General features: G+C 61.8%; 21 protein-coding genes. 12 read left to right on the top strand and 9 right to left on the bottom strand.

Annotation, left to right across the window (positions count from 1 at the left end; genetic code table 11):
• Nucleotides 1-15: 15 nt before the first annotated feature.
• The 8 genes from INQ47_RS09185 to INQ47_RS09150 all read right to left on the bottom strand — a co-directional run bounded on the left by INQ47_RS09185 (nucleotide 16) and on the right by INQ47_RS09150 (nucleotide 9900).
• Nucleotides 16-1938: a PrkA family serine protein kinase gene (locus INQ47_RS09185; protein ID WP_252460373.1), complete on the bottom strand. Its 1923-nt coding sequence runs from the start codon at nucleotides 1936-1938 to the stop codon at nucleotides 16-18.
• Between the two features lie 282 nt (nucleotides 1939-2220).
• Nucleotides 2221-2553, bottom strand: a complete 333-nt coding sequence (gene glpE, locus INQ47_RS09180) for a thiosulfate sulfurtransferase GlpE (RefSeq protein WP_404701551.1) — start codon at nucleotides 2551-2553, stop codon at nucleotides 2221-2223.
• A 14-nt stretch (nucleotides 2554-2567) separates the two neighbouring features.
• Nucleotides 2568-3434: a symmetrical bis(5'-nucleosyl)-tetraphosphatase gene (locus tag INQ47_RS09175; protein ID WP_404701550.1), complete on the bottom strand. Its 867-nt coding sequence runs from the start codon at nucleotides 3432-3434 to the stop codon at nucleotides 2568-2570.
• Complete coding sequence (apaG, locus tag INQ47_RS09170; RefSeq protein WP_021782712.1) at nucleotides 3434-3814, bottom strand: Co2+/Mg2+ efflux protein ApaG; 381 nt, start codon at nucleotides 3812-3814, stop codon at nucleotides 3434-3436. Before apaG ends, INQ47_RS09175 begins: the two co-directional genes overlap by 1 nt.
• A 192-nt stretch (nucleotides 3815-4006) precedes the next feature.
• Nucleotides 4007-4810 (bottom strand): 16S rRNA (adenine(1518)-N(6)/adenine(1519)-N(6))-dimethyltransferase RsmA, encoded by an 804-nt coding sequence (gene rsmA / locus INQ47_RS09165; protein WP_003255558.1) that lies wholly within the window; start codon nucleotides 4808-4810, stop codon nucleotides 4007-4009.
• Nucleotides 4807-5796 carry a 4-hydroxythreonine-4-phosphate dehydrogenase PdxA gene (gene pdxA, locus INQ47_RS09160; RefSeq protein ID WP_404701549.1) on the bottom strand — a complete coding sequence of 330 codons (990 nt, stop codon included), beginning with the start codon at nucleotides 5794-5796 and terminating at the stop codon, nucleotides 4807-4809. The genes rsmA and pdxA overlap by 4 nt, the downstream gene beginning before the upstream one ends.
• Nucleotides 5793-7118 carry a peptidylprolyl isomerase SurA gene (gene surA / locus INQ47_RS09155; protein ID WP_404701548.1) on the bottom strand — a complete coding sequence of 442 codons (1326 nt, stop codon included), beginning with the start codon at nucleotides 7116-7118 and terminating at the stop codon, nucleotides 5793-5795. The genes pdxA and surA overlap by 4 nt, the downstream gene beginning before the upstream one ends.
• Nucleotides 7093-9900: an LPS-assembly protein LptD gene (locus INQ47_RS09150; protein ID WP_404701547.1), complete on the bottom strand. Its 2808-nt coding sequence runs from the start codon at nucleotides 9898-9900 to the stop codon at nucleotides 7093-7095. Before INQ47_RS09150 ends, surA begins: the two co-directional genes overlap by 26 nt.
• Before the next feature lie 130 nt (nucleotides 9901-10030).
• Here INQ47_RS09150 and INQ47_RS09145 point away from each other — a divergent pair, with 130 nt between their 5' ends.
• From INQ47_RS09145 to INQ47_RS09135, 3 genes are read left to right on the top strand one after another with little or no spacing between them, the layout of a single operon-like run.
• Nucleotides 10031-11050 carry an aminoglycoside phosphotransferase family protein gene (locus INQ47_RS09145; protein WP_404701546.1) on the top strand — a complete coding sequence of 340 codons (1020 nt, stop codon included), beginning with the start codon at nucleotides 10031-10033 and terminating at the stop codon, nucleotides 11048-11050.
• Nucleotides 11047-11718: an N-acetylmuramate alpha-1-phosphate uridylyltransferase MurU gene (gene murU / locus INQ47_RS09140; protein ID WP_404701545.1), complete on the top strand. Its 672-nt coding sequence runs from the start codon at nucleotides 11047-11049 to the stop codon at nucleotides 11716-11718. Before INQ47_RS09145 ends, murU begins: the two co-directional genes overlap by 4 nt.
• Nucleotide 11719: 1 nt before the next feature.
• The gene (locus INQ47_RS09135; protein ID WP_404701630.1) at nucleotides 11720-12487 is read left to right on the top strand and encodes a TerB family tellurite resistance protein; all 768 of its coding nucleotides are present in this window, start codon (nucleotides 11720-11722) and stop codon (nucleotides 12485-12487) included.
• A 26-nt stretch (nucleotides 12488-12513) separates the two neighbouring features.
• On the opposite strand, the gene INQ47_RS09130 is transcribed toward INQ47_RS09135, so the two are convergent.
• The gene (locus INQ47_RS09130; protein ID WP_404701544.1) at nucleotides 12514-13512 is read right to left on the bottom strand and encodes an alpha/beta hydrolase family protein; all 999 of its coding nucleotides are present in this window, start codon (nucleotides 13510-13512) and stop codon (nucleotides 12514-12516) included.
• 94 nt (nucleotides 13513-13606) lie between these two features.
• Between INQ47_RS09130 and INQ47_RS09125 the strand changes: the two genes are divergently transcribed.
• The 9 genes from INQ47_RS09125 to trpE all read left to right on the top strand — a co-directional run bounded on the left by INQ47_RS09125 (nucleotide 13607) and on the right by trpE (nucleotide 24511).
• Nucleotides 13607-15994: a PAS domain S-box protein gene (locus INQ47_RS09125; protein WP_252460363.1), complete on the top strand. Its 2388-nt coding sequence runs from the start codon at nucleotides 13607-13609 to the stop codon at nucleotides 15992-15994.
• 7 nt (nucleotides 15995-16001) lie between these two features.
• Complete coding sequence (locus INQ47_RS09120) at nucleotides 16002-16634, top strand: response regulator transcription factor (RefSeq protein WP_173401663.1); 633 nt, start codon at nucleotides 16002-16004, stop codon at nucleotides 16632-16634.
• A gap of 295 nt (nucleotides 16635-16929) precedes the next feature.
• A complete protein-coding gene (locus INQ47_RS09115) occupies nucleotides 16930-18054 on the top strand; it encodes an ABC transporter ATP-binding protein (protein ID WP_404701543.1) in 1125 nt (374 codons plus the stop codon).
• Nucleotides 18055-18094: 40 nt separating this feature from the next.
• Complete coding sequence (locus tag INQ47_RS09110; protein ID WP_252460359.1) at nucleotides 18095-19129, top strand: ABC transporter substrate-binding protein; 1035 nt, start codon at nucleotides 18095-18097, stop codon at nucleotides 19127-19129.
• A 60-nt stretch (nucleotides 19130-19189) separates the two neighbouring features.
• Entirely contained in the window at nucleotides 19190-20437 is a 1248-nt protein-coding gene (locus tag INQ47_RS09105) for an ABC transporter permease (RefSeq protein ID WP_176683494.1), read from the top strand.
• Between the two features lie 10 nt (nucleotides 20438-20447).
• Nucleotides 20448-21275 carry an ABC transporter permease gene (locus INQ47_RS09100; protein ID WP_209968361.1) on the top strand — a complete coding sequence of 276 codons (828 nt, stop codon included), beginning with the start codon at nucleotides 20448-20450 and terminating at the stop codon, nucleotides 21273-21275.
• A 195-nt stretch (nucleotides 21276-21470) separates the two neighbouring features.
• Entirely contained in the window at nucleotides 21471-22145 is a 675-nt protein-coding gene (gene rpe, locus INQ47_RS09095) for a ribulose-phosphate 3-epimerase (RefSeq protein ID WP_003255539.1), read from the top strand.
• Entirely contained in the window at nucleotides 22142-22960 is an 819-nt protein-coding gene (locus tag INQ47_RS09090) for a phosphoglycolate phosphatase (RefSeq protein ID WP_404701542.1), read from the top strand. The genes rpe and INQ47_RS09090 overlap by 4 nt, the downstream gene beginning before the upstream one ends.
• Nucleotides 22961-23029: 69 nt before the next feature.
• Entirely contained in the window at nucleotides 23030-24511 is a 1482-nt protein-coding gene (trpE, locus tag INQ47_RS09085; RefSeq protein ID WP_252460355.1) for an anthranilate synthase component I, read from the top strand.
• Nucleotides 24512-24711 lie beyond the last annotated feature (200 nt).

Below are 24711 nucleotides of genomic sequence, written 5' to 3'. Positions count from 1 at the left end.
TAGTAGCTTGCCGCTTTATTGCGATTTCCTGACCCGCAGGTACCATTCCGACAGCAGGCGCACCTGTTTGTCGGTATAGCCACGCTCCACCATCCGGGTGACGAAGTCGTTGTGTTTCTTCTGGTCCTCTTTGCTGGCCTTGGCGTTGAAGCTGATGACAGGCAGCAGGTCTTCGGTGTTGGAGAACATTTTCTTCTCGATCACGACCCGTAGCTTTTCATAACTCAGCCAGCTTGGATTTTTGCCATTGTTGTTGGCGCGTGCGCGCAGTACGAAGTTGACGATCTCGTTGCGGAAGTCTTTCGGGTTGCTGATGCCAGCCGGTTTCTCGATCTTCTCCAGTTCTTCGTTGAGCGCAATGCGGTTGAGAATTTCGCCGGTTTCCGGGTCACGGTATTCCTGATCCTGGATCCAGAAGTCTGCATACAGCACGTAGCGGTCGAAGATGTTCTGGCCGTATTCGCTGTAGGACTCCAGGTAGGCGGTCTGGATTTCCTTGCCGATAAACTCGATGTAGCGCGGCGCCAGGTATTCCTTCAGGTAGCGCAGATAGCGTTCGCGCACCTCAGCCGGGAACTGTTCCTGTTCGATCTGCTGTTCGAGCACATACAGCAGGTGCACCGGGTTGGCGGCAATTTCGTGTGGGTCGAAGTTGAACACCTTGGACAGGATCTTGAAGGCGAAGCGAGTCGACAGGCCGTTCATGCCTTCGTCGACACCTGCGGTGTCCCGGTATTCCTGGATCGACTTGGCCTTTGGATCGGTGTCCTTGAGGTTTTCCCCGTCGTAAACGCGCATCTTGGAATAGATATTGGAGTTCTCTGGCTCTTTCAGGCGCGAAAGCACAGTGAACTGAGCCAACATCTTGAGCGTGTCTGGCGCACAGTGGGCCTTGGACAGCGAGCTGTTGATCAGCAACTTGTCGTAGATCTTGATTTCATCGCTGACCCGCAGGCAGTACGGCACCTTGACGATATAGATCCTGTCGATGAACGCTTCGTTGTTCTTGTTGTTACGGAAGGTGTGCCATTCCGATTCGTTCGAGTGCGCCAGCAGAATACCGGTATAGGGAATCGCCCCAAGGCCTTCGGTACTGTTGTAGTTGCCTTCCTGGGTGGCGGTGAGCAAGGGGTGCAGGACCTTGATCGGCGCCTTGAACATTTCGACGAATTCCATCAGGCCCTGGTTGGCCCGGCACAGCGCGCCCGAGTAGCTATAAGCATCGGCGTCGTTCTGTGGGTATTCCTCAAGTTTGCGGATATCGACCTTGCCGACCAGGGCAGAAATGTCCTGGTTGTTTTCATCGCCGGGTTCGGTCTTGGCAATGGCGATCTGGTTAAGAATCGACGGGTACAGCTTCACTACCTTGAACTTGGAGATGTCACCGCCAAATTCCTGCAGGCGCTTGGTGGCCCAAGGCGACATGATGGTGTTGAGGTAGCGCCGTGGGATGCCGAACTCTTCCTCGAGAATGGCCCCATCTTCGGTGGCATTGAACAAGCCCAGAGGTGACTCGAATACCGGCGAGCCCTTGATCGCGTAGAACGGCACCTTTTCCATCAGCTGCTTGAGTTTTTCCGCCAGCGAGGACTTGCCGCCGCCTACCGGGCCCAGCAGATAGAGGATCTGTTTCTTCTCTTCCAGGCCTTGGGCGGCGTGGCGGAAGTACGACACGATCTGGTCGATGCACTCTTCCATGCCATGGAAGTCGGCAAAGGCCGGATAGCGACGGATAACCTTGTTGGAGAAGATGCGCGACAGCCTGGAGTTGGTAGAGGTGTCGATCAGCTCTGGCTCACCGATGGCCAGCAACAGCCGTTCGGCCGCCGATGCGTAGGCACTGCGATCCTCTTTGCACAGCTCGAGGTACTCCTGCAGCGAGAGTTCTTCCTGGCGCGTTGACTCGAAACGTTGTTGGAAGTGGCTAAAAATACTCATGACGTCACCTCGCTCGATACGTGGAGACGACGCCGGATCAGTCAGCTGATGCTGGCATGCAACCGGGTTGGCCGATTGCTGTATACCCCCCAGAACACCCTGTAACGCTACCGATGACCCGCACGCCGGTGTACCGGCTCTCCCCTTTTTGGATGGCCTGAGCTTAAGCGTAGTTGGTTATCTGCAAGATCAAGGGGTGAGGAAGGCAGAAGTTACGAACGACCGTTCGTCAGATAAGCCGCAAGCCCGCGCGGGGCACGGGCTGCAGGGGAAAATAAAAAATTATTCAGCGTTGCCCTGAGCGGTCTCGGCCGGGTAGGTCGCGCGCCACAGTTCGAAGCCGCCGTCCACGCTGTAAACGTCGGAGAAACCTTGGCCTACCAGGTAGGCGGCAGCGCTTTGGCTGGAATTGCCGTGGTAGCAGACCACCAGGGTTGGCGCGTCGAGGTCGGCGTTGCGGATGAAATCGGCGACCGAGTGGTTGTCCAGGTGCAGGGCGCCAGTGATGTGGCCGGCGGCGAAGGCCTGCGGGTCGCGAATGTCGACCACGACCGCACCGTCTTTCCTGCGAAGCTCCAAGGCCTGCTCAGGAGGGATGCGCTTGAATTCGCTCATGGGTACTACTTCCTTCAGGTGTGGTCATTGAGTGTAGTGGGTTGTGCCGGCTGGCGCAGGGTGCCGTCGTCGGCACAGTCGCAGCGGTGGTATTCGCCGCTGTCGACGTTGTACAGGGTCATGGCGCCGCCCCATACGCAGCCAGTGTCCAGGGCGATGACGTCGGGCTCGGTGACCTCACCCTGCAGAGCGGCCCAATGGCCAAAGATGATCTTCACGTGGCGTGAGCGGCGGTCTTTGTGCGCGTACCAGGCTTTGTAGCCTTTGGGCGCGCTACCCAGGCCTTCCTTGCTCTTGAGGTCGAGTTTGCCATCGGCAGTGCAGAAGCGCATGCGGGTGAAGTAGTTGGTGATGACCCGTAGGCGTTCGACGCCGGCGAGGTTCTTGCGCCACTTGTTCGGCTCGTTGCCGTACATGCCGTCGAGGTACAGCTGCAGGCGGGTGTCGTCACGCAGCACTTCCTCGACCTCGGCGGCGAGCTCCAGGGCTTTGCCAAGGGTCCATTGTGGCGGTATGCCGGCGTGAACCAGGGCGATGCCGCGGGGCTCGTCGTAATGCAGCAGCTTTTGCTGGCGCAACCAGTCGAACAGCTGGTCGGCGTCCGGCGCTTCGATGATCTCGCGCAGTGTGTCGCTTTTCTTGAGGCGCTCGACGTTGTGCCAGGCGGCCAGCAGGTGCAGGTCATGGTTGCCCAGCACGCAGACCAGTGACTGACGGATCGAGTAAAGGAAGCGCAGGGTTTCCAGTGACTCGGGGCCGCGGTTGACCAGGTCGCCGACCAGCCACAGGCGGTCGACGGCGGGGTTGAAACTGACGCGATCGAGCAGGCATTTGAGTGGCTGCAGGCAGCCCTGCAGGTCACCGACGGCGTAGGTAGCCATCAGTGCAGCGCCCCGGGCACTGCCAGGCGGAAGGGGGCAATCTCGGCGTCGAAGCGCTTACCGTCTTCGGCGAACATCTGGTAGCTGCCCTGCATGGTGCCAACGCGGGTGCTGATGACGGCACCACTGCTGTAAGTATGGCTTTGGCCAGGGTCGATATTGGGTTGCTGGCCGACCACACCGGCGCCGCGTACTTCCTCTACCTCGCCGTCACCGTTGGTGATCAGCCAGTGGCGCGACAGCAGCTTGGCCGTGAGCGAGCCATTGTTCTGCACGGTAATGGTGTAGGCGAAAGCGAAACGACTGTTTTCGGGGTCGGATTGTTCTTTCAGGTAGCGGGTCACGACGCTGACGTCGATTTGATAGCGGGGGTCGGACATGCAAGGGCCTTGGGCGAACTGACGCAATAATGCAGTCTAGGCCATTGGAAGGGGGGAGGGCCAGCGGTGATCGGGCTTTGGGGGGGGCTGTGCCGGCCTCTTCGCGGGTAAACCCGCTCCTACAAGGGTTCGCACAGGATTTGAGGGTTGTGCGATCCCTTGTGGCCCGCGAAGAGGCGGGTACAGGCTAAATCAGGCTTGTTGCTGATCAGCCAGTTGGTCAGCCAGGCGCACGAAGGCTGCCAGGTCGAGCTGTTCAGGGCGCAGGCTGCCATCAACGCCGGCAGCTTCGATGGCGGCGCTGTCCAGCAGGCCTTTCATGGTGTTGCGCAGGGTCTTGCGGCGCTGGTTGAACGCTTCGCGAACGACACGCTCCAGCAGCAGGTGGTCCTTGGCCGGGAACGGCAGCACTTCGTGGGGCACCAGGCGGACGATCGCCGAATCCACTTTCGGGGGAGGGTTGAAGGCACCAGGGCCGACATTGAACAGGTGCTCCACGCGGCAGTGGTACTGCACCATGATCGACAAGCGTCCCCAATCACCGCCGCCAGGGCCGGCGGCCATGCGCTCGACCACTTCCTTCTGCAGCATGAAATGCATGTCGCGGATCAGCCCGGCGTGGCTGAGCAGGTGGAAGATCAGCGGGGTGGAGATGTTGTAGGGCAGGTTGCCAACCACCTTGAGGCTGCGCGGCGGCACGCCCAGCTGGTTGAAGTCGAACTTCAGGGCGTCGCCCTGGTGCAGGCGGAAGTTGCTGCGATCGGCGAACTTGTGCTGCAGGATCGGCACCAGGTCTTTGTCCAGCTCCACCACGTCCAGCTGTGCGCCGCTGCCCAGCAGGCCTTCGGTCAGGGCGCCCTGGCCCGGGCCGATTTCCAGCAGATGTTCGCCGGCTTTGGCGTTGATGGCACGCAGGATGCGGTCGATGATACCGGCGTCGTGCAGGAAGTTCTGGCCGAAGCGCTTGCGCGCCCGGTGTTGGTATTGCTCGTTCATGGTCGGTTCTCGGCCATCTGGTAGGCGGTTTCCAGTGCGACGCGCAGGCTGCCGGTGTCGACTTTGCCAGTGCCGGCCAGGTCCAGGGCGGTGCCGTGGTCAACCGACGTGCGGATGATTGGCAGGCCCAAGGTCACGTTCACTGCAGCGCCGAAGCCTTTGTACTTGAGTACGGGAAGGCCCTGGTCGTGGTACATCGCCAGCACCGCATCGCAGTGCTCCAGATATTTGGGGGTAAACAGGGTATCGGCCGGCAGCGGCCCGCGCAGGTCCATGCCTTCGGTGCGCAGGCGGGCCAAGGTCGGCTCGATGATGTCGATTTCTTCGCGGCCCAGGTGGCCGCCCTCGCCCGCGTGCGGGTTGAGGCCGCACACCAGGATACGCGGGTTGGCAATGCCGAACTTGTCGCGCATGTCGGCATGCAGGATACGGGTTACACGTTCGACGCGCTCGGCAGTGATAGCGTCGGCAATATCACGAAGTGGCAGGTGCGTGGTCACCAGGGCCACGCGCAGGCCGCGGGTAGCCAGCATCATTACCACTTGTGCGGTGCGGGTCAGTTCGGCAAGGAATTCGGTATGCCCGGAAAAGGCGATACCGCTTTCATTGATCACACCCTTGTGCACCGGGGCAGTGATCATCCCGGCGAAGTGCCCGTCCAGGCAGCCTTGCCCGGCGCGGGTCAGTGTTTCCAGCACGAACGCCGCGTTGGCCTTGTCGAGCTGGCCTGGCACCACCGGGGCCGCCAAGGGGGTATCCCAGACGTACAGGCTACGTGCGGGTGCCGGGAGGTCAGGCCATTGGCCCGGAGCTACCGGCAGCAGGCTGACGGCCAGCCCCAGCTGCGTGGCCCGCTCGGCGAGCAGGTCACGGCTGGTGATGGCGATCAGGGGGTGGGGCTGGGCGTCTGCGGCGAGCAGCAGGCACAGGTCGGGGCCTATGCCGGCCGGCTCGCCGGGGGTGACGGCGAAGCGCAGGGGCTTCACTGGGCGGCCTGGTCAGCGCCAGGCAGCTTGATTTCAACGTAGGCTTCGTCGCGGATCTGGCGCAGCCAGGTTTGCAGCTCTTCGTCGTACTTGCGATTGCGCAGTACGCTCAGGGCCTGCTGTTCGCGAGCCTGCTCGGTGCTGTCGGTGGCGCGGCGGCCCAGCACTTCCAGAACGTGCCAGCCGTACTGGGTCTTGAACGGTTTGGTCACTACGCCTTGCTGGGCATTGGCCATCTGTTCACGGAACTCCGGTACCAGGCTGTTCGGATCGACCCAGTTGAGGTCGCCGCCGTTAAGTGCCGAACCCGGGTCTTCCGAGAAGCTCTTGGCCAATTCGCCGAAGTCTTCGCCGCTCTTGATCCGCTCGTACAGACGCTCGGCCAGCTGCTTGGTGGCCGCCTCGCTGCGGATTTCGCTTGGTTTGATCAGGATGTGGCGTACATGCACTTCGTCACGCAGCACGTTCTCGCTGCCACCGCGCTTTTCCTCGAGCTTGAGGATGATGAAGCCGTTGGGGATGCGAATCGGCTGGGTAATTTCGCCCACCGGCATGCTGCTGAGCATCTTGGCGAAGTCGGGTGGCAGCTGACCGGCTTTACGCCAGCCCATCTCGCCGCCTTCCAGGGCGTTTTCGCTGGCCGAGTTGGCAATCGCCATCTGGCCGAAGTCGGCGCCCTGGCGCAGTTGCTGGTACACGTCACCGACCTTGCGGGCAGCCTTCTGGATATCGTCCGAGTTGGCCGCTTCCGGGGTAGGGATGAGGATGTTGGCCAGGCGGTACTCTTCCGACATCTGCATCTTGCCCAGGTCCGAAGCCAGGAAGTTCTTCACTTCCTGCTCGGACACCTGAATGCGTTCGGCAACGCGGCGCTGGCGCACGCGGCTGATGATCATCTCGCGCTTGACCTGCTCGCGAGCATCGTCGAACGACAGGCCGTCATGGGCCAGCGCCGCGCGGAACTGGTCCAGCGACATACCATTGCGCTGAGCAATGGTGCCAATGGCCTGGTTCAGCTCCTCGTCGGTGATGCGGATGCCGGAGCGCTCGCCGATCTGCAACTGCAGGTTCTCGACGATCAGGCGCTCCAGCACCTGTTGTTCCAGGGCGCTGGTCGGTGGCACGCCGCCGCCGCGCTTGGCGATGGTTCGCTGGACTTCATGGACACGCTGTTCCAACTGGCTTTGCATGACCACGTCGTTGTCGACGATAGCCACCACGCGATCAAGAGGTTGCACCGCGGCATGCACCGCGCCACTCAGCATAGCGACGCCCAGCAACACTGGGCGCAGACGATCAATAAGCTTGGTCTTCACGTTCACGGTAACCTTGAATGCCTTGGTCGAGGAAAGACTCGACCTTGTTGCCAACTACGCCGCCGAGGCCTTTCAGGACGATCTGAAGGAAGACACCGTGGTCGCCTTTTTCGTTCTGTGGAAGGGCCTGGCTGAAATCGTCGTAGTCGATCCAGTAACGGTTGATCAGGCGCAGCTTCCAGCAGCAGTTGTCGTATTCGAAACCGCCCATGGCTTCCAGGGTGCGGTTGCGGTTGTAGTCATGCTGCCAGCGAGCGATAACGTTCCACTGCGGCACGATCGGCCAGATGACCGAGAAGTCGTGCTGCTGGATCTTGTAGTAATCCTTGATGTAGTTCGGATCGCCCGGGGTGCCATAGTCACCGCCGCCCACTTTCCAGGTACCCGTGGTCGAGTCGTAGGCAATGGTGTCGTTACGGTAGCGATAACCGAGGTTGACGATCTTGTTCGGGTTGTCTTCAGGCTGGTAGTGGAACATCGCGCTGCCCGAGCGGGTGCTGCGGCTGTCCGGGTCCCAGTTGAAGTCCGAATTGAAGCGCCAGTCGCGGTTGAAGTAGTAGTTGTATACCAAGGCATATGGCGATACATCGGACTGCGCGTCCTTGCGGGTGCGGTAGTCGATACCTGGCAGCTGGACCTTGCGGTCCTTGAAGTAGTAGGCCTGACCGATGCTGAAGTTCTGGCGCTCGAAGCCGTTGTCTTCGATCCAGCGTGTGGTCACGCCCAGCGACAGTTTGTTTTCGTCGCCGATACGGTCAGTGCCGCTGAAGCGGTTGTCGCGGAATAGCGAATCGTAGCTGAACAGGGTTTCGCCGGTATCGAACAGCGGGATGTCCTTCTGGTCCTTGTACGGAACATAGAGGTAGAACATGCGCGGTTCGAGGGTTTGACGGTAATTGTTGCCAAACAGCGAGGTGTTGCGGTCGAAGTACAGGCCGCTGTCGACGCTGAAGATTGGCACGTCGCGGCTAACAGAGCTGTCGTAGCTTCCGTACGCGCCTGGATTGGCGGTTTGCAAGGCGATTGCATCGGCTTTGCCTTTGCTGTCCAGATCAAGATCATACTGGGTGTAGGCATATTTCAGCTTGGGTGTGAGGAACCCATAGCTGGCTGTCATTGGATAGCTGATTGACGGCGCGACATTCAGGCGCGTGCCGTTGGCCCGCTCGATACCTTGAATATTTTCGTCAAGCCGACGACCATCGGGCCCCGCAGTGAGGTCCAGGTTGCCGTCCTTGTCGAACACAGTGTCGTTCTTCAAGTCACGTTCGAAGCGCGCGGCCTCGGTTTCGTAAGCGAAGTTCAACCCCCCTGGTTGATAAGGCAGTACGCCATTGAGGGTAATCTGCGGCAGTCGATCATAAGGCGTGATCTGCGAAATGGTCGCCGCCTCGTAGGCATGTACATTCAACCGCGCGGTGTAGCTATCGCCCCGGTAGGTCAATGCACCCTGCTGATTCAGGAAATCGCGGCTTTCGACGCCAATCTGGTCGGACTCCAGGTCCTGGAAGTAGAACGGGTCGCTGATGTCGGTGTAGTCCACCTCGGTCATCAGGCGTTCGTCCAGACCACCCTTGTGCTGCCAGTTGACCATCCAGCGCTGATCTTTGTAGTCAGTCTGGTCTTTGCGGTCGTCGTCTTTGTCGTTCAGGTAGGCGCCGCCGAACTGGCCTTCGCTGGAAGGCGTCAGGTAGCGGAACTCGCCTTCCATCAGCAGGCCGCGCTTGGCCATGTAGCGCGGGTACAACGTGGCGTCGTAGTTCGGCGCCAGGTTGAAGTAGTACGGCGTGACCAGCATGAAGCCGGTGTCGCTGCTGGTGCTGAACGATGGCGGCAGGAAGCCGGACTGGCGACGGTCGTCAATCGGGAAGTAGATGTACGGTGTGTAGAACACCGGGAAATCCTTGACCCGTAGCGTAACGTTGGTCGCAGTACCGAAACCGGTGGCCGGGTTCAGGGTGATGTTGTTGCCCTTCAGTTGCCAGGCGTTGCTGCCCGGTTCGCAGGTGGTGTACGTACCGTCCTTGAGGCGGATGATGGCGTTTTCGCTGCGCTTGGCGTATAGGGCATTGCCGCGGATGTGCGACTTGTGCATCACGTATTCGGCGTTGTCGACCTGGGCTTCGCCAGTGTCGAGCTGAATCTGAGCCTCGTCACCGACCACCAGCGAACCGTTGTCACGGATCTTGACGTTGCCCTTGAGCTCGCCACGGTTTTCGGCCTGATAGAGGTTGGCCTCGTCGGCTTCGGCCTGCATGCTGCCCTGGCGCATCACCACGTCACCGGCGAGGGTGGCGATCTGCTGCTCCTGCTGGTACTTGGATACCTTGGCATTGATGTAGGTCGGCGACTCATCCTTCGGCGTGGTGTCGGCCATGCCCGGGCGGGTTGGCTCGATGTACGCGCCACCGCAGTAAGGGCCGGTTTCAGCCAGCTGCGCGGCGGTGAGCTTTTCACGCGGAACCCAGTCCAGATGGCTGTAGTCTTCGCTGCGCGACTTCAGGCCACGGCCCTTGGCCTCGGTAACCAGCATGGGCCGGTCCGCAGTTTCGGCTTCGCCCGCAGCTTCGGTACCGGAGCTGACGGCTGCACCTTCGTGCACCGGGCGCGGTGGCAAGTTGTTGACTGGGGTTTTGGGCTTGCAGTCCCAACCACCGGCGGCGGACACTTGGCAGTCGAACTGTTCGGCTGCCACTACGTATGAGGTGGCCAGAGGTTGCAGGGCCAGCAGACCGCCGGTTACCAGCAACGGAAACTTTCTACGAAACGCGGGGGATTTCAATGCCATCTTATTAGTCCGGGCTTCCTGCGTGCCATCTGCCCGCGTGTGGGGCCGCACGCCTCTCGATGGTCTGAAAAAGATGCTGGATAATAAAGCATGACCCGCTTGACGGCTAGGGCCGTCGGAGACCCTTGCAATGCCTGAACACGATGTACGCCTGCAACAACTGTCGGTCTGGCTCGATGAGCAGCTCAATGATCTTTTCCGTGACAACGCCTGGGGCGAGGTGCCTGCAGGCAGCTTGACCGCTGCCAGCAGCGACGCCAGCTTCCGCCGCTATTTCCGCTGGCAGGGCGCTGGCCACAGTTTCGTGATCATGGATGCGCCCCCCCCGCAGGAGAACTGCCGACCGTTCGTCGCCATCGACCACCTGCTGGCCGGCGCTGACGTGCATGTGCCGCTGATCCACGCCCAAGACTTGGAACGCGGCTTCCTGCTGCTTGGGGATCTGGGCACCCAGACATACCTTGACATCATCAATGCCGACAACGCCGATGGCCTGTTCGCCGACGCCATCGATGCCCTTCTGAAGTTCCAGCGTTTGCCGATGGACGCGCCGCTGCCCAGCTACGATGACGCCCTGCTGCGCCGTGAAGTGGAACTGTTCCCCGAATGGTACGTGGGGCGTGAGCTGGGCCTGACTTTCACCGATGCACAGAAGGCCGCCTGGCAGCGCGTCAGCCAGTTGCTGATCGACAGCGCCCTGGCGCAACCCAAGGTGCTGGTACACCGTGACTACATGCCGCGCAACCTGATGCAGAGCAGCCCCAACCCTGGTGTGCTGGACTTTCAGGATGCGGTATATGGCCCGGTCACCTACGACATTACTTGCCTGTTCAAGGACGCCTTTGTCAGCTGGCCACAGGCGCGGGTCGAAGGCTGGCTGAGCGACTACTGGCAGCAGGCGCAGGCGGCCGGCATCCCGGTGCACGCCGAGTTCGAAGACTTCCACCGCGCCAGTGATCTGATGGGCGTGCAGCGCCACCTGAAGGTTATCGGCATCTTCGCCCGTATCTGCCACCGCGACGGCAAGCCGCGTTACCTGGGCGACGTGCCGCGTTTCTTCGCCTATATAAATGAAGTGATCGGTCGCCGGCCCGAATTGGCGGAGCTGGGTGAGCTGATTGCCGAGTTGCAGGCCGGAGCGCGTGCATGAAGGCCATGATCCTGGCTGCGGGGAAGGGCGAGCGCATGCGCCCGCTGACCCTGCACACCCCAAAACCGTTGGTCCCGGTCGCCGGCCAGCCGCTGATCGAGTACCACCTGCGCGCCCTGGCGGCAGCGGGCGTGACCGAAGTGGTGATCAACCATGCGTGGCTTGGCCAGCAGATTGAAGACCACCTGGGTGACGGTAGCCGCTTCGGCCTGAGCATCCGCTATTCACCTGAAGGTGAACCGCTGGAAACCGGTGGCGGCATCTTCAAGGCCTTGCCTTTGCTGGGTGATGAGCCGTTCCTGCTGGTGAATGGCGATGTCTGGACCGACTACGACTTCGCGCGTCTGCAGGCTCCCCTGCAAGGCCTGGCTCACCTGGTGCTGGTCGACAACCCTGGCCATCACGGCCGCGGTGACTTCCGCCTGATGGGCGAGCAGGTCGTTGACGGCGATGACGCGCCAGGCACGCTGACCTTCAGCGGCATTTCGGTGCTGCACCCGGCGCTGTTCGAAGGTTGCCAGGCGGGCGCCTTCAAGCTGGCACCGTTGCTGCGCCAGGCGATGGCGGCCGGCAGGGTATCTGGCGAACACTACCGTGGGCACTGGGTGGATGTTGGCACGCTTGAACGCCTGGCCGAGGCTGAGTCTCTGATTGGCGAGCGTGCCTGACATGTGGTGGCCAGGCACGGTGATTGGTGTGGGTGCCGGCTTTGCCGTTGCGAGCATACCGGGTGCCTTGCTCGGTGCGTTGCTTGGGCAGGCCGTTGACCGCCGGCTGCGCTTGCAAGGCTGGGAAGACATGCGTGAGCGCCTGGGTGGGCGCCCTGCATTACGCGACGACGAGTTGTTGTTCGTGATGCTCGGGCGCTTGGCCAAGTGCGATGGCCGGGTAGCCGAGCAGCATATCCAGCAGGCGCGTCAGGAGATGGTGCGCCTGGACCTGGCCGAACCCGCCCGGCTGCGCGCCATCAAAGCGTTCAACCGTGGCAAGGCGGGCAAGGACCGGCTTGGCGGGCACCTGCGGCGCATCAGTCAGCAGCCCCACGCGGCGGAAGACACCTTGCGGGCCTGTTGGCGCATGGTCTGGGCTGACGGCAAGATGGGCAACAAGGAGCGTGAGCTGCTGCTGGACTGGGGGCAGAAGCTGGGCATGAGCCGACGCCAGGTGCAGGCCATGTCGCTGGAGTACGAGCCGCGCAAGGCCACGGGGGCAGAAAGCGTGCCCATGACCTATGCGGCAGCGTTGCGCTTGCTGGCGGTGGAGACAGATACCGACACTGATAAGATCAAGCAGGCGTATCGTCGGCTTGTCAGCCGGCATCACCCGGACAAGCTGGCGGGTACCGGTGCCAGCGAGGCGCAGGTGCGTGAAGCGACCGCGCGTACCCGTGAGTTGCACCAGGCCTATGCCATGATCCGTAAGCGGCGCGGCCTTTGACGCCCCCCACTAGGATCAAGCCGGGCTCAACCCTGAGGGCTCATCCACCCCCGCACCCGGCGGAACAATTGCTCTTGTGCCGCCGTTCTGTTTCCCGGCATGGCGATCAATGACAACTGGCGGTACTGGCTATCCTTCTGCCGCTTACTGGCCTGCAGGCGTTGCCGGGCTGCGTTGCGGTCAGCGCTGCGGGTGGCGTAGTAGATATCGGCTGTCGGTACCTTCAAGGTTGGGGCCAGGCTTTCCAGGTCATGCTCCACCCGTGCAGGTGTCTGAGCAGCGACCATCACCAGTTTTTGTACCTGCGGTGGCTGCTTCTCGCTCAGGTAGCGCGCCGCCCAATATGCACCGCTACCATGGCCGATCAGTACGATGCTGCGGGCGTTGTGTTGCTGGGCGAACGCCACGGCGGCATCCAGGCGGGCGAAGATGCGTTCGGCATCTGCCGGGTCGGACTGCTCGCTGGCTTGTTCGGCATCGGTGCTTTCTGCCGTGTCGGCATCGGCTGCCGTGGCTTGGGCCACGTTGGCGTTGGCGTCGGCCGGTACGTCCTTGGCCGGTGCGCTTTCGCCTTTGTCTTGTGCAGGCGCTACAGGTGGTGTGGCTTCGGCCCGCGCTTGCGGGCTGTCTGCGAGCAGGTCGGGCAGGCTGACGCTCAGGCTGTGCCAGCCGATATCAGGGAATTTTTGCCGCAGTGGGCCGACTGCATTTGGCCAGTCGGCCGTTTCGCCTGCACCGGGGACGATGATCACTGCCCCTTGCGGATCGTTGACGTTGGCCGGCTTCCACAGGGCCAGGAAGCTGTCGGCACCGGCCTGCAGGGTCTGCTGCTCAGCCTTGGGCAGCAGCCGCTCCAGCGCCAGGGCATCCTCCTGGCTGCGTTCCAGCAAAGGTGGCCGTGGGGCCTCGGCCGCCGGTGCCACGGTACTTGCAGGTGGTGTTTCGGCATCAGCGGCCAGGGCGCGGAGTGGAAGGACCGAGGCCAGGCAGCACAGTGCCAGCGTCGTGCGATAAAGTGTGGACATGAGTCAACCCAAGGCCAGAATTAAACCGGCAGCCTAATGGTATTTGCCCGTGACGGCCATGCTGGATGGCCGTCTTTGAAAGTCGAGCGTATAGATGAAGCGAGTGCGTCGCCTGTTGGTTATCGGCTGCTTGTGGCTGCCCTTGATTGTCTGGGCCAGGCCCGAGGCGCTGCCTTCTGTGGTGCTGGAGCCTGACCAGCAGCAGTGGCTGGACACCCACCGCAGCCTGCGTGTCGGCCTGGTGTTGCGGGCCCCATACGCCCAGTTCGACCGGCGTCTGCAGCAACTGTACGGGGCCAATGTGGAGCTGGTGAACAGCCTGGCGCAGGCGCTGCGGCTGGACCTAACCTGGCGTAACTTCAGCGACCAGGCCAGTTTGGAACATGCCCTGCAGCGCGGCGAAATCGACTTCGCCCCTGGCCTTACCCAGACGCCGGCCAGCCTGCGCCTGTGGCTATTCAGCGACCCGTACATGCGCGTGCCACAACTGGTGGTGGGGCCGCGAACCGGGGCCATGGCCGTGGAGCTGGAAAAGCTTGAAGCCGAGCAACGCGTGGCGGTGCGCATGCCCAGCCCGCTGGCGGATTACCTGCGCGGCAACTACGGCAACCTCAACCTGCAGGGGGTGCCCGACGATCGTGAGGCCTTGCAACTGGTGGTCGGTGGCCAGGCCAGTTTCGCTGTGCTGGATGAAGCGCAGCTCAGCCGCCTGTCGCGCGAGAGCGAGTTCGGTGAGCTGGCGGTGGTTGGCGATATTGGCCTGCCGCAGCTGTTGCGTATCGGTTCGCGGCGCGACTGGCCGCTGCTGGCCGATGTACTTGAACGCGGCCTGCAGGCACTGCCGGCCAAGGAGCTGGAACAACTGCATCAGCGTTGGTTGCAGCCGAAAAACCCACGCCTGAGCGAGTCGCCTGGCTTCTGGCAGAACATCGCCTTGCTGTTCGGTATGTTGCTGCTGTGTGCCTTGGCCACGCTGGTGTGGCAACGCCGGCAGCAGCGCCAGCTGGAGCGCAGCCTGTTGGCCGCGCGGGAAAGCCTTGTGGAGCGCCAGGTGCGCGAAGAGGCGTTGCGCCTGAGCCAGTTCGCCATCGATCAGAGCACCGTGGGGATCCTCTGGGTCAATTGGGACAGCCATGTGCGTTACGCCAACCATGCCGCCGAGCGCATGTTGGGCTACACCGAGGGTGAACTGCTGGAGCGGCCGCTGAGCGACTTCGAGCCAAGCCTGAACATGGACCGCTGGCTAGAGCTGTGGAAGGGCGCGCGTACGGGGGCGGGTGGTGTCGGTCAGTTTGAGACGCAGTGCCAGCGGGCTGATCAAAGCTTGCTACCCGTGGAGCTGTCGCTGAGCTTTCTGCGCTTTCGTGATTCCGAATATCTGGTGGTCTACCTCGCCGATGTCACCGAACGCCACCGCGCTTTGGCGGCCCTGCGCGAGAGCGAGGCGCGGCTCAAGGGCATTGCTGGCAACGTACCCGGGCTGGTGTTTCGCCTGGAGCGTGACCCGGCCGAGGGCGATCTGGAGTTCCCCTATATCAGCGAGGGTAGCGAGGCGTTGGTGGGTTATGCACCCAGCGAGATCCAGCATCCGCAGATGGGGCTGCGCAACCTGGTACACCCCGAGGACCGTGCGGATTACCACCGGGTGCAGGACCTGGCTTTGGTCAGCGACCAGGACTGGTCCTGGCAGGGGCGCATCCTCACCCGGCAGGGCGAACAGCGCTGGGCCGATATCAAGGCCAGCGCCCGGCGCCTGGGCAACGGCCAGGTGGTGTGGGACGGTGTAGTCTGGGACATCACACAGGGCAAGCGGGCCGAGCTGGCGCTGGCGAAGTCCCAGGAGCAGCTGCGCGAACTCTCGGCCCACCTGGAGAGCGTGCGTGAAGAAGAAAAAGCCCGTATCGCCCGGGAAGTGCATGATGAACTGGGGCAGATGCTGACCGTGCTCAAGCTGGAAGTGTCGATGTGCGAGCTGGCCTATGCCGAACTGGATCCAGGCCTGAATGAGCGCCTGGCGAGCATGAAACGCCTGATCGCCCAATTGTTCCAGTTGGTGCGCGATGTCGCCACTGCCTTGCGTCCGCCGATCCTCGACGCCGGCATTGCTTCGGCCATCGAATGGCAGGCGCGGCGCTTCGAGGCGCGCACGCAAATCCCCTGTCTGGTGCAAGTACCCGATAATCTGCCAGCATTGAGTGACGCCAAGGCCATCGGGCTGTTTCGTATCCTCCAGGAGGCGCTGACCAATGTGATGCGTCACGCCCAGGCGCATAGCGTAGAGATTGAGCTGGTACGTGAGGGTGGACAGCTGCGCATGACGGTCAGCGATGATGGCCAAGGCTTTTGCCGCGAGCAGACCCGGCCCACCTCGTTTGGCCTGGTGGGTGTGCGCGAGCGGGTGCTGATGCTGGGGGGGAGCATGGCGCTGGACAGTGAGCAGGGTGAAGGCACCAGCCTGAGCGTGGCCATTCCGTTGGAGTAGGAGAGCAATCGTGATTCGAGTACTGGTGGCCGAAGACCACACCATTGTCCGTGAAGGCATCAAACAGTTGATTGGCCTGGCCAAGGACATGCAAGTGGCGGGGGAGGCCGGTAACGGCGAGCAGTTGCTCGAAACCCTGCGGCACACACCGTGCGAGGTGGTACTGCTGGACATCTCGATGCCGGGTGTGAACGGTCTGGAGGCGATCCCGCGTATCCGTGCGTTGCACGATGCGCCGGCGATCCTGATGCTGTCGATGCACGATGAGGCGCAGATGGCGGCGCGGGCGCTGAAGGCCGGTGCTGCGGGCTATGCCACCAAAGACAGTGATCCGGCGCTGTTACTGACGGCGATTCGCCGGGTGGCGGGTGGTGGGCGTTATATCGACCCGTCGTTGGCCGACCGCATGGTGTTCGAAGTGGGCCTGACCGAATCCCGGCCGTTGCACACATTGCTCTCAGAGCGCGAGTTTTCGGTGTTCGAGCGCCTGGCCCAGGGCGCCAACGTCAACGACATTGCCCAGCAGTTGGCGCTGTCGAGCAAGACCATCAGCACCCACAAGGCGCGCCTGATGCAGAAGTTGAAAGTGAACTCGCTTGCGGAGCTGGTGAAATACGCCATGGAACACAAGCTGGTCTGATTGCGACATACGCAATAGTTGAACCTGTCGAGGCCTTTGTGGGAGCGGGCGTGCCCGCGAAAGGGCCTTGCCGGTTGATTTCTATGGTTGCACCGGCCTCTTCGCGGGCATGCCCGCTCCCACAGGTTCGGTGGACTGCTTTGGAGGGCATTCCAATCCCGCCATCCTTGTAGGGCGATCCCTACAACAAGTCTTCCATCCGGATGATGGCATTCTCTCAGTACCCCCGATTTTCGGGCGCTTGCGTCTCTTCTACTCTTTTGCCTACGCAGTCATCCAACAAGAAGGTGCAGGCATGAGCGAGGCGAAGTCGAACGCTGCAACCGGCGAAACGCTGGTCAGCTTCCGTGGTGTGCAGAAGAGCTACGACGGCGAGTCGCTGATCGTCAAAGACCTCAACCTGGATATCCGCAAGGGCGAGTTCCTCACCCTGCTTGGCCCGTCCGGTTCCGGCAAAACCACCAGCCTGATGATGCTGGCGGGCTTCGAAACCCCCACCGCTGGTGAAATCCAGCTTGGCGGGCGCTCGATCAACAACGTGCCGCCGCACAAGCGTGATATCGGCATGGTGTTCCAGAACTACGCGCTGTTTCCGCACATGACCGTGGCCGAGAACCTGGCCTTCCCGCTGACCGTGCGCAACCTGAGCAAGACCGACATCAGCGAGCGGGTCAAACGTGTGCTGAACATGGTCCAGCTCGACGCTTTCGCCAAACGCTACCCCGGCCAGTTGTCCGGCGGCCAGCAGCAGCGTGTGGCGCTGGCCCGGGCATTGGTGTTCGAGCCGCAGCTGGTGCTGATGGATGAGCCACTCGGCGCACTGGATAAGCAACTGCGCGAACACATGCAGATGGAAATCAAGCACATTCACCAGCGCCTCGGTGTGACAGTGGTGTACGTGACCCATGACCAGGGCGAAGCGCTGACCATGTCCGACCGCGTGGCGGTGTTCCACCAGGGCGAAATCCAGCAGATCGCCGACCCGCGCACGCTCTACGAAGAGCCTTGCAACACCTTCGTCGCCAACTTCATCGGCGAGAACAACCGCATTAGCGGCACGCTGCTGGCCAGCGATGGAAACCGTTGCCAGGTGCAGTTGCCTCGCGGCGAGCGGGTCGAGGCGCTGGCGGTGAATGTCGGCCAGGCCGGCGAGCCGGTGACCCTGTCGATTCGCCCGGAGCGCGTGCGCCTGAATGGCCGCAGTGAAAACTGCGTCAACCGGTTCTCTGGCCGTGTGGCCGAATTCATTTATCTGGGCGACCACGTGCGCGTGCGTCTGGAAGTTTGCGGCAAGGGCGACTTCTTCGTGAAGCAGCCTATTGCCGAGCTCGACCCGGCATTGGCCGTGGGCGATGTAGTACCGCTGGGCTGGGAGGTGGAGCACGCCCGCGCGCTCGATCCGATTGCCGAAGCCCATTGATGGATTGCTTCACCAACCCTGTACTGTGGAGAGAATAATAATGCGCAAGCAGTTGAAACTGACCGCCCTCGCTTTGGGGCTGTTCACCGCTGGCCAGGCCCTGGCCGCAGACCTCACCGTGATCTCGTTCGGGGGCGCCAACAAGGCTGCCCAGGTCAAAGCGTTCTACGAACCCTGGGAAAAAGCGGGTAATGGCAAGATTGTCGCGGGTGAGTACAACGGCGAAATGGCCAAGGTCAAGGCGATGGTCGACACCAAGAGTGTGTCGTGGAACCTGGTAGAGGTTGAGTCGCCAGAGCTGGCGCGTGGTTGCGACGAGGGCATGTTCGAAGAGCTAGACCCGGCACTGTTCGGTAACGAGTCCGATTATGTGAAGGGCGCCATCCAGCCGTGTGGCGTAGGTTTCTTCGTTTGGTCCACGGTCATGGCCTACAACGCTGACAAGCTGAAGACCGCACCCACCAGCTGGGCGGATTTCTGGGACACCAAGAAATTCCCTGGCAAGCGCGGCCTGCGCAAGGGAGCCAAGTACACCCTGGAGTTCGCCCTGATGGCCGACGGTGTGGCACCGAAGGACGTGTATCAGGTGCTAAGCACCAAAGAGGGTGTGGACCGCGCCTTCAAGAAACTCGATGAACTCAAGCCCAGTATCCAGTGGTGGGAAGCGGGTGCACAGCCGCCACAGTTCCTGGCGTCTGGCGACGTGGTCATGAGTTCTGCCTACAACGGGCGTATTGCTGCTGTGCAGAAAGAGAGCAACCTCAAGGTGGTGTGGAACGGCGGCATCTACGACTTTGATGCATGGGCGATCCCTAAGGGTGCCAAGAACGTCGAAGAGGCGAAGAAGTTCATCGCCTACAGCGTCAAGCCCGAGCAGCAGAAGATCTACTCCGAGAACATCGCCTATGGCCCGGCCAACTCCAAGGCCGTGAGCCTGCTGTCGGACGAAGTGAAGAAAGATATGCCGACCACGCCTGAGAACATTGCCAACCAGGTGCAGATCGACGTGGCGTTCTGGGCCGACAACAGCGAGCAACTGGAGCAACGCTTCAACGCCTGGGCGGCGAAGAAGTAAACGTCCAGTGTGTGGGGCCGCAAAGCGGCCCCCATTTCAGCCTGTATTGCGGAGTTCGCCATGGCCATTGCAGTGCCCCTCAAAGAAGGCGCAGATCCAAGTCTCAAGCAGCGCCTCAAACACGCCGAGCGGGTCAACCGCTGGAAGGCGCAGGCGTTGATCGCGCCGCTGGCGCTGTTTCTTCTGCTGGTGTTCCTGGTGCCGATTGCGGCGCTGCTGTACAAGAGCGTCGGCAACCCTGAAGTGGTCGGCGGCTTGCCGCGCACGGTGGAAGTCATCAGCCAGTGGGATGGCAAGAGCCTACCTGGCGAGGACGTTTACAAGGCGCTCAGCCAGGATTTGGCTGTGGCGCGCAAGAACCATACCCTTGGTGACCTTTCCAAACGCTTGAACATGGAACTGGCCGGCTACCGCAGCTTGTTGACCAAGACCGCCCGTGCGCTGCCATTCAAGGCTGAGCCTGCCTCTTATAAAGACGCGTTGCAGGCTGTCGACGAGCGTTGGGGCGACCCGGCTTATTGGCAGGCGATACGCCGCAATACCAGTTCGGTGACTTCTTTCTACCTGCTGGCCTCGGTGGACCACCGCATCGATGATCTTGGTGAACTGGCCAAGGCCACCCCGGACCAGGCCATTTACCTGGACATCTTTGTACGTACCCTGTGGATGGGGGTGGTGATTACCACTATCTGCCTGGTACTGGCCTACCCACTGGCTTACCTGCTGGCCAACCTGCCGACCCGGCAGAGCAACCTGCTGATGATTCTGGTGCTGTTGCCTTTCTGGACATCGATCCTGGTGCGGGTGGCGGCCTGGATCGTGCTGCTGCAGTCGGGCGGCCTGATCAACGGCGCGCTGATGGCCATGGGCATCATCGATCAGCCGCTGGAGCTGGTGTTCAACCGCACAGGCGTTTACATCTCGATGGTGCACATCCTGCTGCCGTTCATGATCCTGCCGCTGTACAGCGTGATGAAGGGTATTTCCCCGAGCTACATGCGTGCGGCGATCTCGCTGGGCTGCCACCCGTTCGCCAGTTTCTGGCGGGTGTACTTCCCGCAGACCTACGCCGGTGTTGGCGCCGGTTGCCTGCTGGTGTTCATCCTGGCCATCGGTTACTACATCACCCCGGCGCTGCTGGGTAGCCCGAACGACCAGATGGTCAGCTACTTCGTCGCCTTCTACACCAACACCAGCATCAACTGGGGCATGGCCACCGCACTGGGCGGGCTGTTGCTGCTGGCGACCGTGCTGTTGTACCTGATCTATAGCTGGCTGGTCGGCGCCAGCCGCCTGCGCCTGAGCTGAGGAGCCTGTCATGCTGAGCCCATACATGTCGCCCGTGGAGCGGGTCTGGTACTACAGCCTGCGCATTCTCTGTGGCTTGATCCTGCTGTTCCTGATCCTGCCAGTGCTGGTGATCGTGCCGCTGTCGTTCAACAGTGGCAGCTTCCTGGTGTACCCGCTGCAGGGCTTCTCGCTGCAGTGGTATCAGGACTTCTTCGGCTCGGCCGAGTGGATGCGGGCGTTGAAGAACAGCATCATCGTTGCTCCGGCGGCCACGGTGCTGGCCATGGTGTTCGGCACCTTGGCGGCCATCGGCCTGACCCGTGGCGATTTCCCCGGCAAGTCGCTGGTGATGGCGTTGGTGATCTCGCCGATGGTGGTGCCGGTAGTGATCATCGGGGTGGCCAGTTACCTGTTCTTCGCCCCTTTGGGCATGGGCAACAGCTTCATCTCGCTGATTCTGGTGCATGCGGTACTGGGTGTGCCGTTCGTCATCATTACCGTGTCGGCGACGCTGCAGGGCTTCAACTACAATCTGGTGCGCGCGGCGGCCAGCCTGGGAGCCTCGCCTTTGCTGGCTTTCCGCCGGGTGACCCTGCCGCTGATCGCGCCTGGTGTCATCTCGGGAGCGTTGTTTGCCTTTGCCACCTCGTTTGACGAGGTGGTGGTGACGCTGTTTCTCGCCGGGCCGGAACAGGCAACCCTGCCGCGGCAGATGTTCAGCGGTATTCGCGAGAACCTGAGCCCGACCATTGCCGCAGCGGCGACCTTGCTGATTGCGTTCTCGGTGGTGTTGCTGCTGACCCTGGAATGGTTGCGTGGGCGTAGTGAGAAGTTGAGGACTCAACAGCCGGCTTGATGATGGGTTGCCTGTGCCGGCCTCTTCGCGGCTAAAGCCGCTCCTACAGGGTACTGCGGGCCCGGTAGGACCGGCTTCAAGCCGTGAAGAGGCCGGTACAGGTTGCGCTGGTCGACACCAATTGATACCAATCAGCCTTCATCGCTTTCCCTGAGTTACAATGCGCGCCACCGTGACTCTGCCAACAGGTGCGCCATGCAGCCCTACGCTATTGCCCCCTCCATTCTCTCTGCCGATTTTGCCCGCCTGGGTGAGGACGTCGACAAGGTATTGGCTGCGGGTGCAGACATCGTCCACTTCGATGTCATGGACAATCATTATGTCCCCAACCTGACCATCGGTCCGATGGTCTGTACCGCTCTGCGCAAGTATGGCGTCACTGCGCCGATCGACGTACACCTGATGGTCAGCCCGGTTGATCGCATCATTGGCGACTTTATCGAAGCGGGTGCTACCTACATCACCTTCCACCCTGAAGCCACACAGCACATCGACCGTTCCCTTCAGCTGATCAAGGATGGTGGCTGCAAGGCCGGCCTGGTGTTCAACCCGGCTACCAGCCTGGACGCCCTGAAGTACGTGATGGACAAGATCGACATGGTCCTGCTGATGAGCGTCAACCCAGGCTTCGGTGGGCAGAAGTTCATCCCCGGCACCCTCGACAAGCTGCGCGAAGCGCGTGCGCTGATCGACGCCAGTGGCCGTGATATCCGTCTGGAGATCGATGGTGGCGTGAACGTCAACAACATCCGCGAGATCGCTGCCGCTGGCGCCGATACCTTCGTGGCCGGCTCGGCGATCTTCAACGCCCCGGACTACCAGGAAGTGATCGCCAAGATGCGCGCCGAACTGGCCCTGGCCCGCCCATGAGCGGCTTCGAGCAGCTGTTCCCGGGGACGCTGCCCAGGCTGGTAATGTTCGATCTGGACGGCACCCTGATCGATTCCGTGCCTGACCTGGCCGCCGCAGTGGACCGCATGCTGCTCGAACTGGGGCGCCCGCCTGCTGGCCTTGAGGCCGTGCGCCACTGGGTTGGCAATGGCGCCCAGGTGCTGGTGCGCCGCGCGTTGGCGGGCGGCATCGACCATGCCGCCGTGGACGATGCGCTGGCAGAACAGGCGCTGGCGCTGTTCATGGACGCTTATGCCGAAAGCCATGAACTGACTGTGGTCTACCCCGGCGTGCGCGACACCCTGCGCTGGCTGCGCAAGCAGGGCGTGGAGATGGCGCTGATTACCAACAAGCCTGAGCGCTTTGTTGGCCCACTGTTGGACCAGATGAAGATCGGTAATTTCTTCCGCTGGATCATTGGTGGCGACACCCTGCCGCAGAAAAAGCCCGACCCGGCGGCGTTGCTGTTCGTCATGCAGATGGCCGGTGTTACCCCGCAGCAATCCCTGTTCGTGGGGGATTCGCGCAGTGACGTGCAGGCGGCCAAGGCGGCAGGCGTGCAATGCGTGGGCCTGACCTACGGCTATAACCATGGCCGGCCGATCGACGCTGAATCCCCCAGCCTGGTAATCGACGACCTGCGCGCATTGCTGCCCGGTTGCGCAGACCCGGCCACTGGGATAACGTTGGCGGACCTTCAAGCCTCACAAGACAGAGAGTCCACCGTGGCGGTTACTGGCAAATTCTGGATGAAAGTCATCAAGGCCTTGGCCCGTTGGCGTTGGCGCGCCTGACTTCAGCCTGCCGGCGTGTGCCGGCCCGTCCGTTTGCCTGACCTATTGCTGCTTGCCACGAGACTACTCATGAACCGCGAAGAATTCCTGCGCCTGGCTGCTGCCGGCTACAACCGTATTCCTTTGGCCTGTGAAACCTTGGCCGACTTCGACACGCCGCTGTCGATCTACCTGAAACTGGCTGACCAGCCCAACTCGTACCTGCTCGAGTCGGTGCAGGGCGGCGAGAAGTGGGGCCGTTACTCGATGATCGGCTTGCCATCGCGCACGGTGATGCGTGTGCATGGCTACCATGTCAGCATCCTGCAGGATGGCGTCGAGGTGGAAAGCTGTGAGGTCGAAGACCCGCTGGCATTCGTTGAAACTTTCAAGGACCGCTACAAAGTTGCCGATATCCCCGGCCTGCCGCGCTTCAATGGCGGCCTGGTCGGCTACTTTGGCTACGACTGTGTGCGCTATGTAGAAAAGCGCCTGGGCGCCAGTCCCAATCCGGACCCGCTGGGCGTACCGGATATCCTGCTGATGGTGTCCGACGCGGTGGTGGTGTTCGACAACCTGGCGGGCAAGATGCACGCCATCGTGTTGGTCGACCCAGCTGAAGATCAGGCTTTCGAACAAGGCCAGGCACGCCTGCAAGGCTTGCTGGAAACCTTGCGCCAGCCAATCACACCGCGCCGCGGACTGGACCTGAGTGGTCCGCAGGCTGCCGAGCCGGCGTTCCGCTCCAGCTATACCCGCGAGGATTACGAAAACGCCGTCGGTCGTATCAAGGAATACATCCTGGCCGGTGACTGTATGCAGGTGGTGCCGTCGCAGCGCATGTCGATCGACTTCAAGGCTGCGCCAATCGACCTGTACCGCGCGTTACGCTGCTTCAACCCGACGCCATACATGTACTTCTTCAACTTCGGTGATTTCCATGTGGTCGGCAGCTCGCCCGAGGTGCTGGTACGTGTCGAGGACAACCTGGTCACCGTGCGCCCGATTGCCGGTACCCGGCCTCGTGGTGCGACCGAGGAGGCCGACCGTGCGCTGGAAGACGACCTGCTGTCGGACGACAAGGAAATTGCCGAGCACCTGATGCTGATCGATCTGGGCCGCAACGATGTGGGCCGTGTGTCTTCGACCGGCAGTGTGCGCCTGACCGAGAAGATGGTGATCGAGCGTTACTCCAACGTGATGCACATTGTCTCCAACGTTACCGGCCAGTTGCGTGAAGGCCTGACGGCGATGGATGCACTGCGGGCGATTTTGCCGGCTGGCACCTTGTCGGGTGCGCCGAAGATCCGCGCGATGGAGATCATCGACGAGCTGGAGCCGGTCAAGCGTGGTGTTTACGGCGGTGCCGTCGGCTATTTTGCCTGGAACGGCAACATGGATACCGCAATTGCCATTCGTACTGCAGTGATCAAGGACGGCGAGCTGCATGTGCAGGCCGGTGGTGGCATCGTTGCCGACTCGGTGCCGGCGCTGGAATGGGAAGAAACCATCAACAAGCGCCGGGCGATGTTCCGTGCGGTGGCGTTGGCAGAGCAGACTTCCGCCAGATAAATTGATTGGGGCTGCTGCGCAGCCCATTCGCGGTTCAACCCCGCTCCTACAAGGGTTGCGCAAGCCTCAGGCATACGAGGCCGTCGTAGGAGCGGGTTCACCCGCGAATGGGCCGTGCCTGCTGGCCAATTTCTACCTGCCGTTCACCGTTTCCGCCGCTATCGTATTCGCGGGTAAACCCGCTCCTACAAGGTTGCGCA

This window comes from Pseudomonas sp. 3HC3 (assembly GCF_044904505.1).
Lineage (GTDB): Bacteria > Pseudomonadota > Gammaproteobacteria > Pseudomonadales > Pseudomonadaceae > Aquipseudomonas > Aquipseudomonas putida_Y.
This window is presented reverse-complemented; position numbering and strand designations above follow the sequence as displayed.

Coding starts and splice junctions, on each gene's coding strand:
- INQ47_RS09185 (WP_252460373.1), bottom strand. CDS start 1,938: ATGAGTATTTTTAGCCACTTCCAACAACGTTTCGAGTCAACGCGCCAG.
- glpE (WP_404701551.1), bottom strand. CDS start 2,553: ATGAGCGAATTCAAGCGCATCCCTCCTGAGCAGGCCTTGGAGCTTCGC.
- INQ47_RS09175 (WP_404701550.1), bottom strand. CDS start 3,434: ATGGCTACCTACGCCGTCGGTGACCTGCAGGGCTGCCTGCAGCCACTC.
- apaG (WP_021782712.1), bottom strand. CDS start 3,814: ATGTCCGACCCCCGCTATCAAATCGACGTCAGCGTCGTGACCCGCTAC.
- rsmA (WP_003255558.1), bottom strand. CDS start 4,810: ATGAACGAGCAATACCAACACCGGGCGCGCAAGCGCTTCGGCCAGAAC.
- INQ47_RS09150 (WP_404701547.1), bottom strand. CDS start 9,900: ATGGCATTGAAATCCCCCGCGTTTCGTAGAAAGTTTCCGTTGCTGGTA.
- INQ47_RS09145 (WP_404701546.1), top strand. CDS start 10,031: ATGCCTGAACACGATGTACGCCTGCAACAACTGTCGGTCTGGCTCGAT.
- murU (WP_404701545.1), top strand. CDS start 11,047: ATGAAGGCCATGATCCTGGCTGCGGGGAAGGGCGAGCGCATGCGCCCG.
- INQ47_RS09135 (WP_404701630.1), top strand. CDS start 11,720: ATGTGGTGGCCAGGCACGGTGATTGGTGTGGGTGCCGGCTTTGCCGTT.
- INQ47_RS09130 (WP_404701544.1), bottom strand. CDS start 13,512: ATGTCCACACTTTATCGCACGACGCTGGCACTGTGCTGCCTGGCCTCG.
- INQ47_RS09125 (WP_252460363.1), top strand. CDS start 13,607: ATGAAGCGAGTGCGTCGCCTGTTGGTTATCGGCTGCTTGTGGCTGCCC.
- INQ47_RS09115 (WP_404701543.1), top strand. CDS start 16,930: ATGAGCGAGGCGAAGTCGAACGCTGCAACCGGCGAAACGCTGGTCAGC.
- INQ47_RS09110 (WP_252460359.1), top strand. CDS start 18,095: ATGCGCAAGCAGTTGAAACTGACCGCCCTCGCTTTGGGGCTGTTCACC.
- INQ47_RS09105 (WP_176683494.1), top strand. CDS start 19,190: ATGGCCATTGCAGTGCCCCTCAAAGAAGGCGCAGATCCAAGTCTCAAG.
- INQ47_RS09100 (WP_209968361.1), top strand. CDS start 20,448: ATGCTGAGCCCATACATGTCGCCCGTGGAGCGGGTCTGGTACTACAGC.
- rpe (WP_003255539.1), top strand. CDS start 21,471: ATGCAGCCCTACGCTATTGCCCCCTCCATTCTCTCTGCCGATTTTGCC.
- INQ47_RS09090 (WP_404701542.1), top strand. CDS start 22,142: ATGAGCGGCTTCGAGCAGCTGTTCCCGGGGACGCTGCCCAGGCTGGTA.
- trpE (WP_252460355.1), top strand. CDS start 23,030: ATGAACCGCGAAGAATTCCTGCGCCTGGCTGCTGCCGGCTACAACCGT.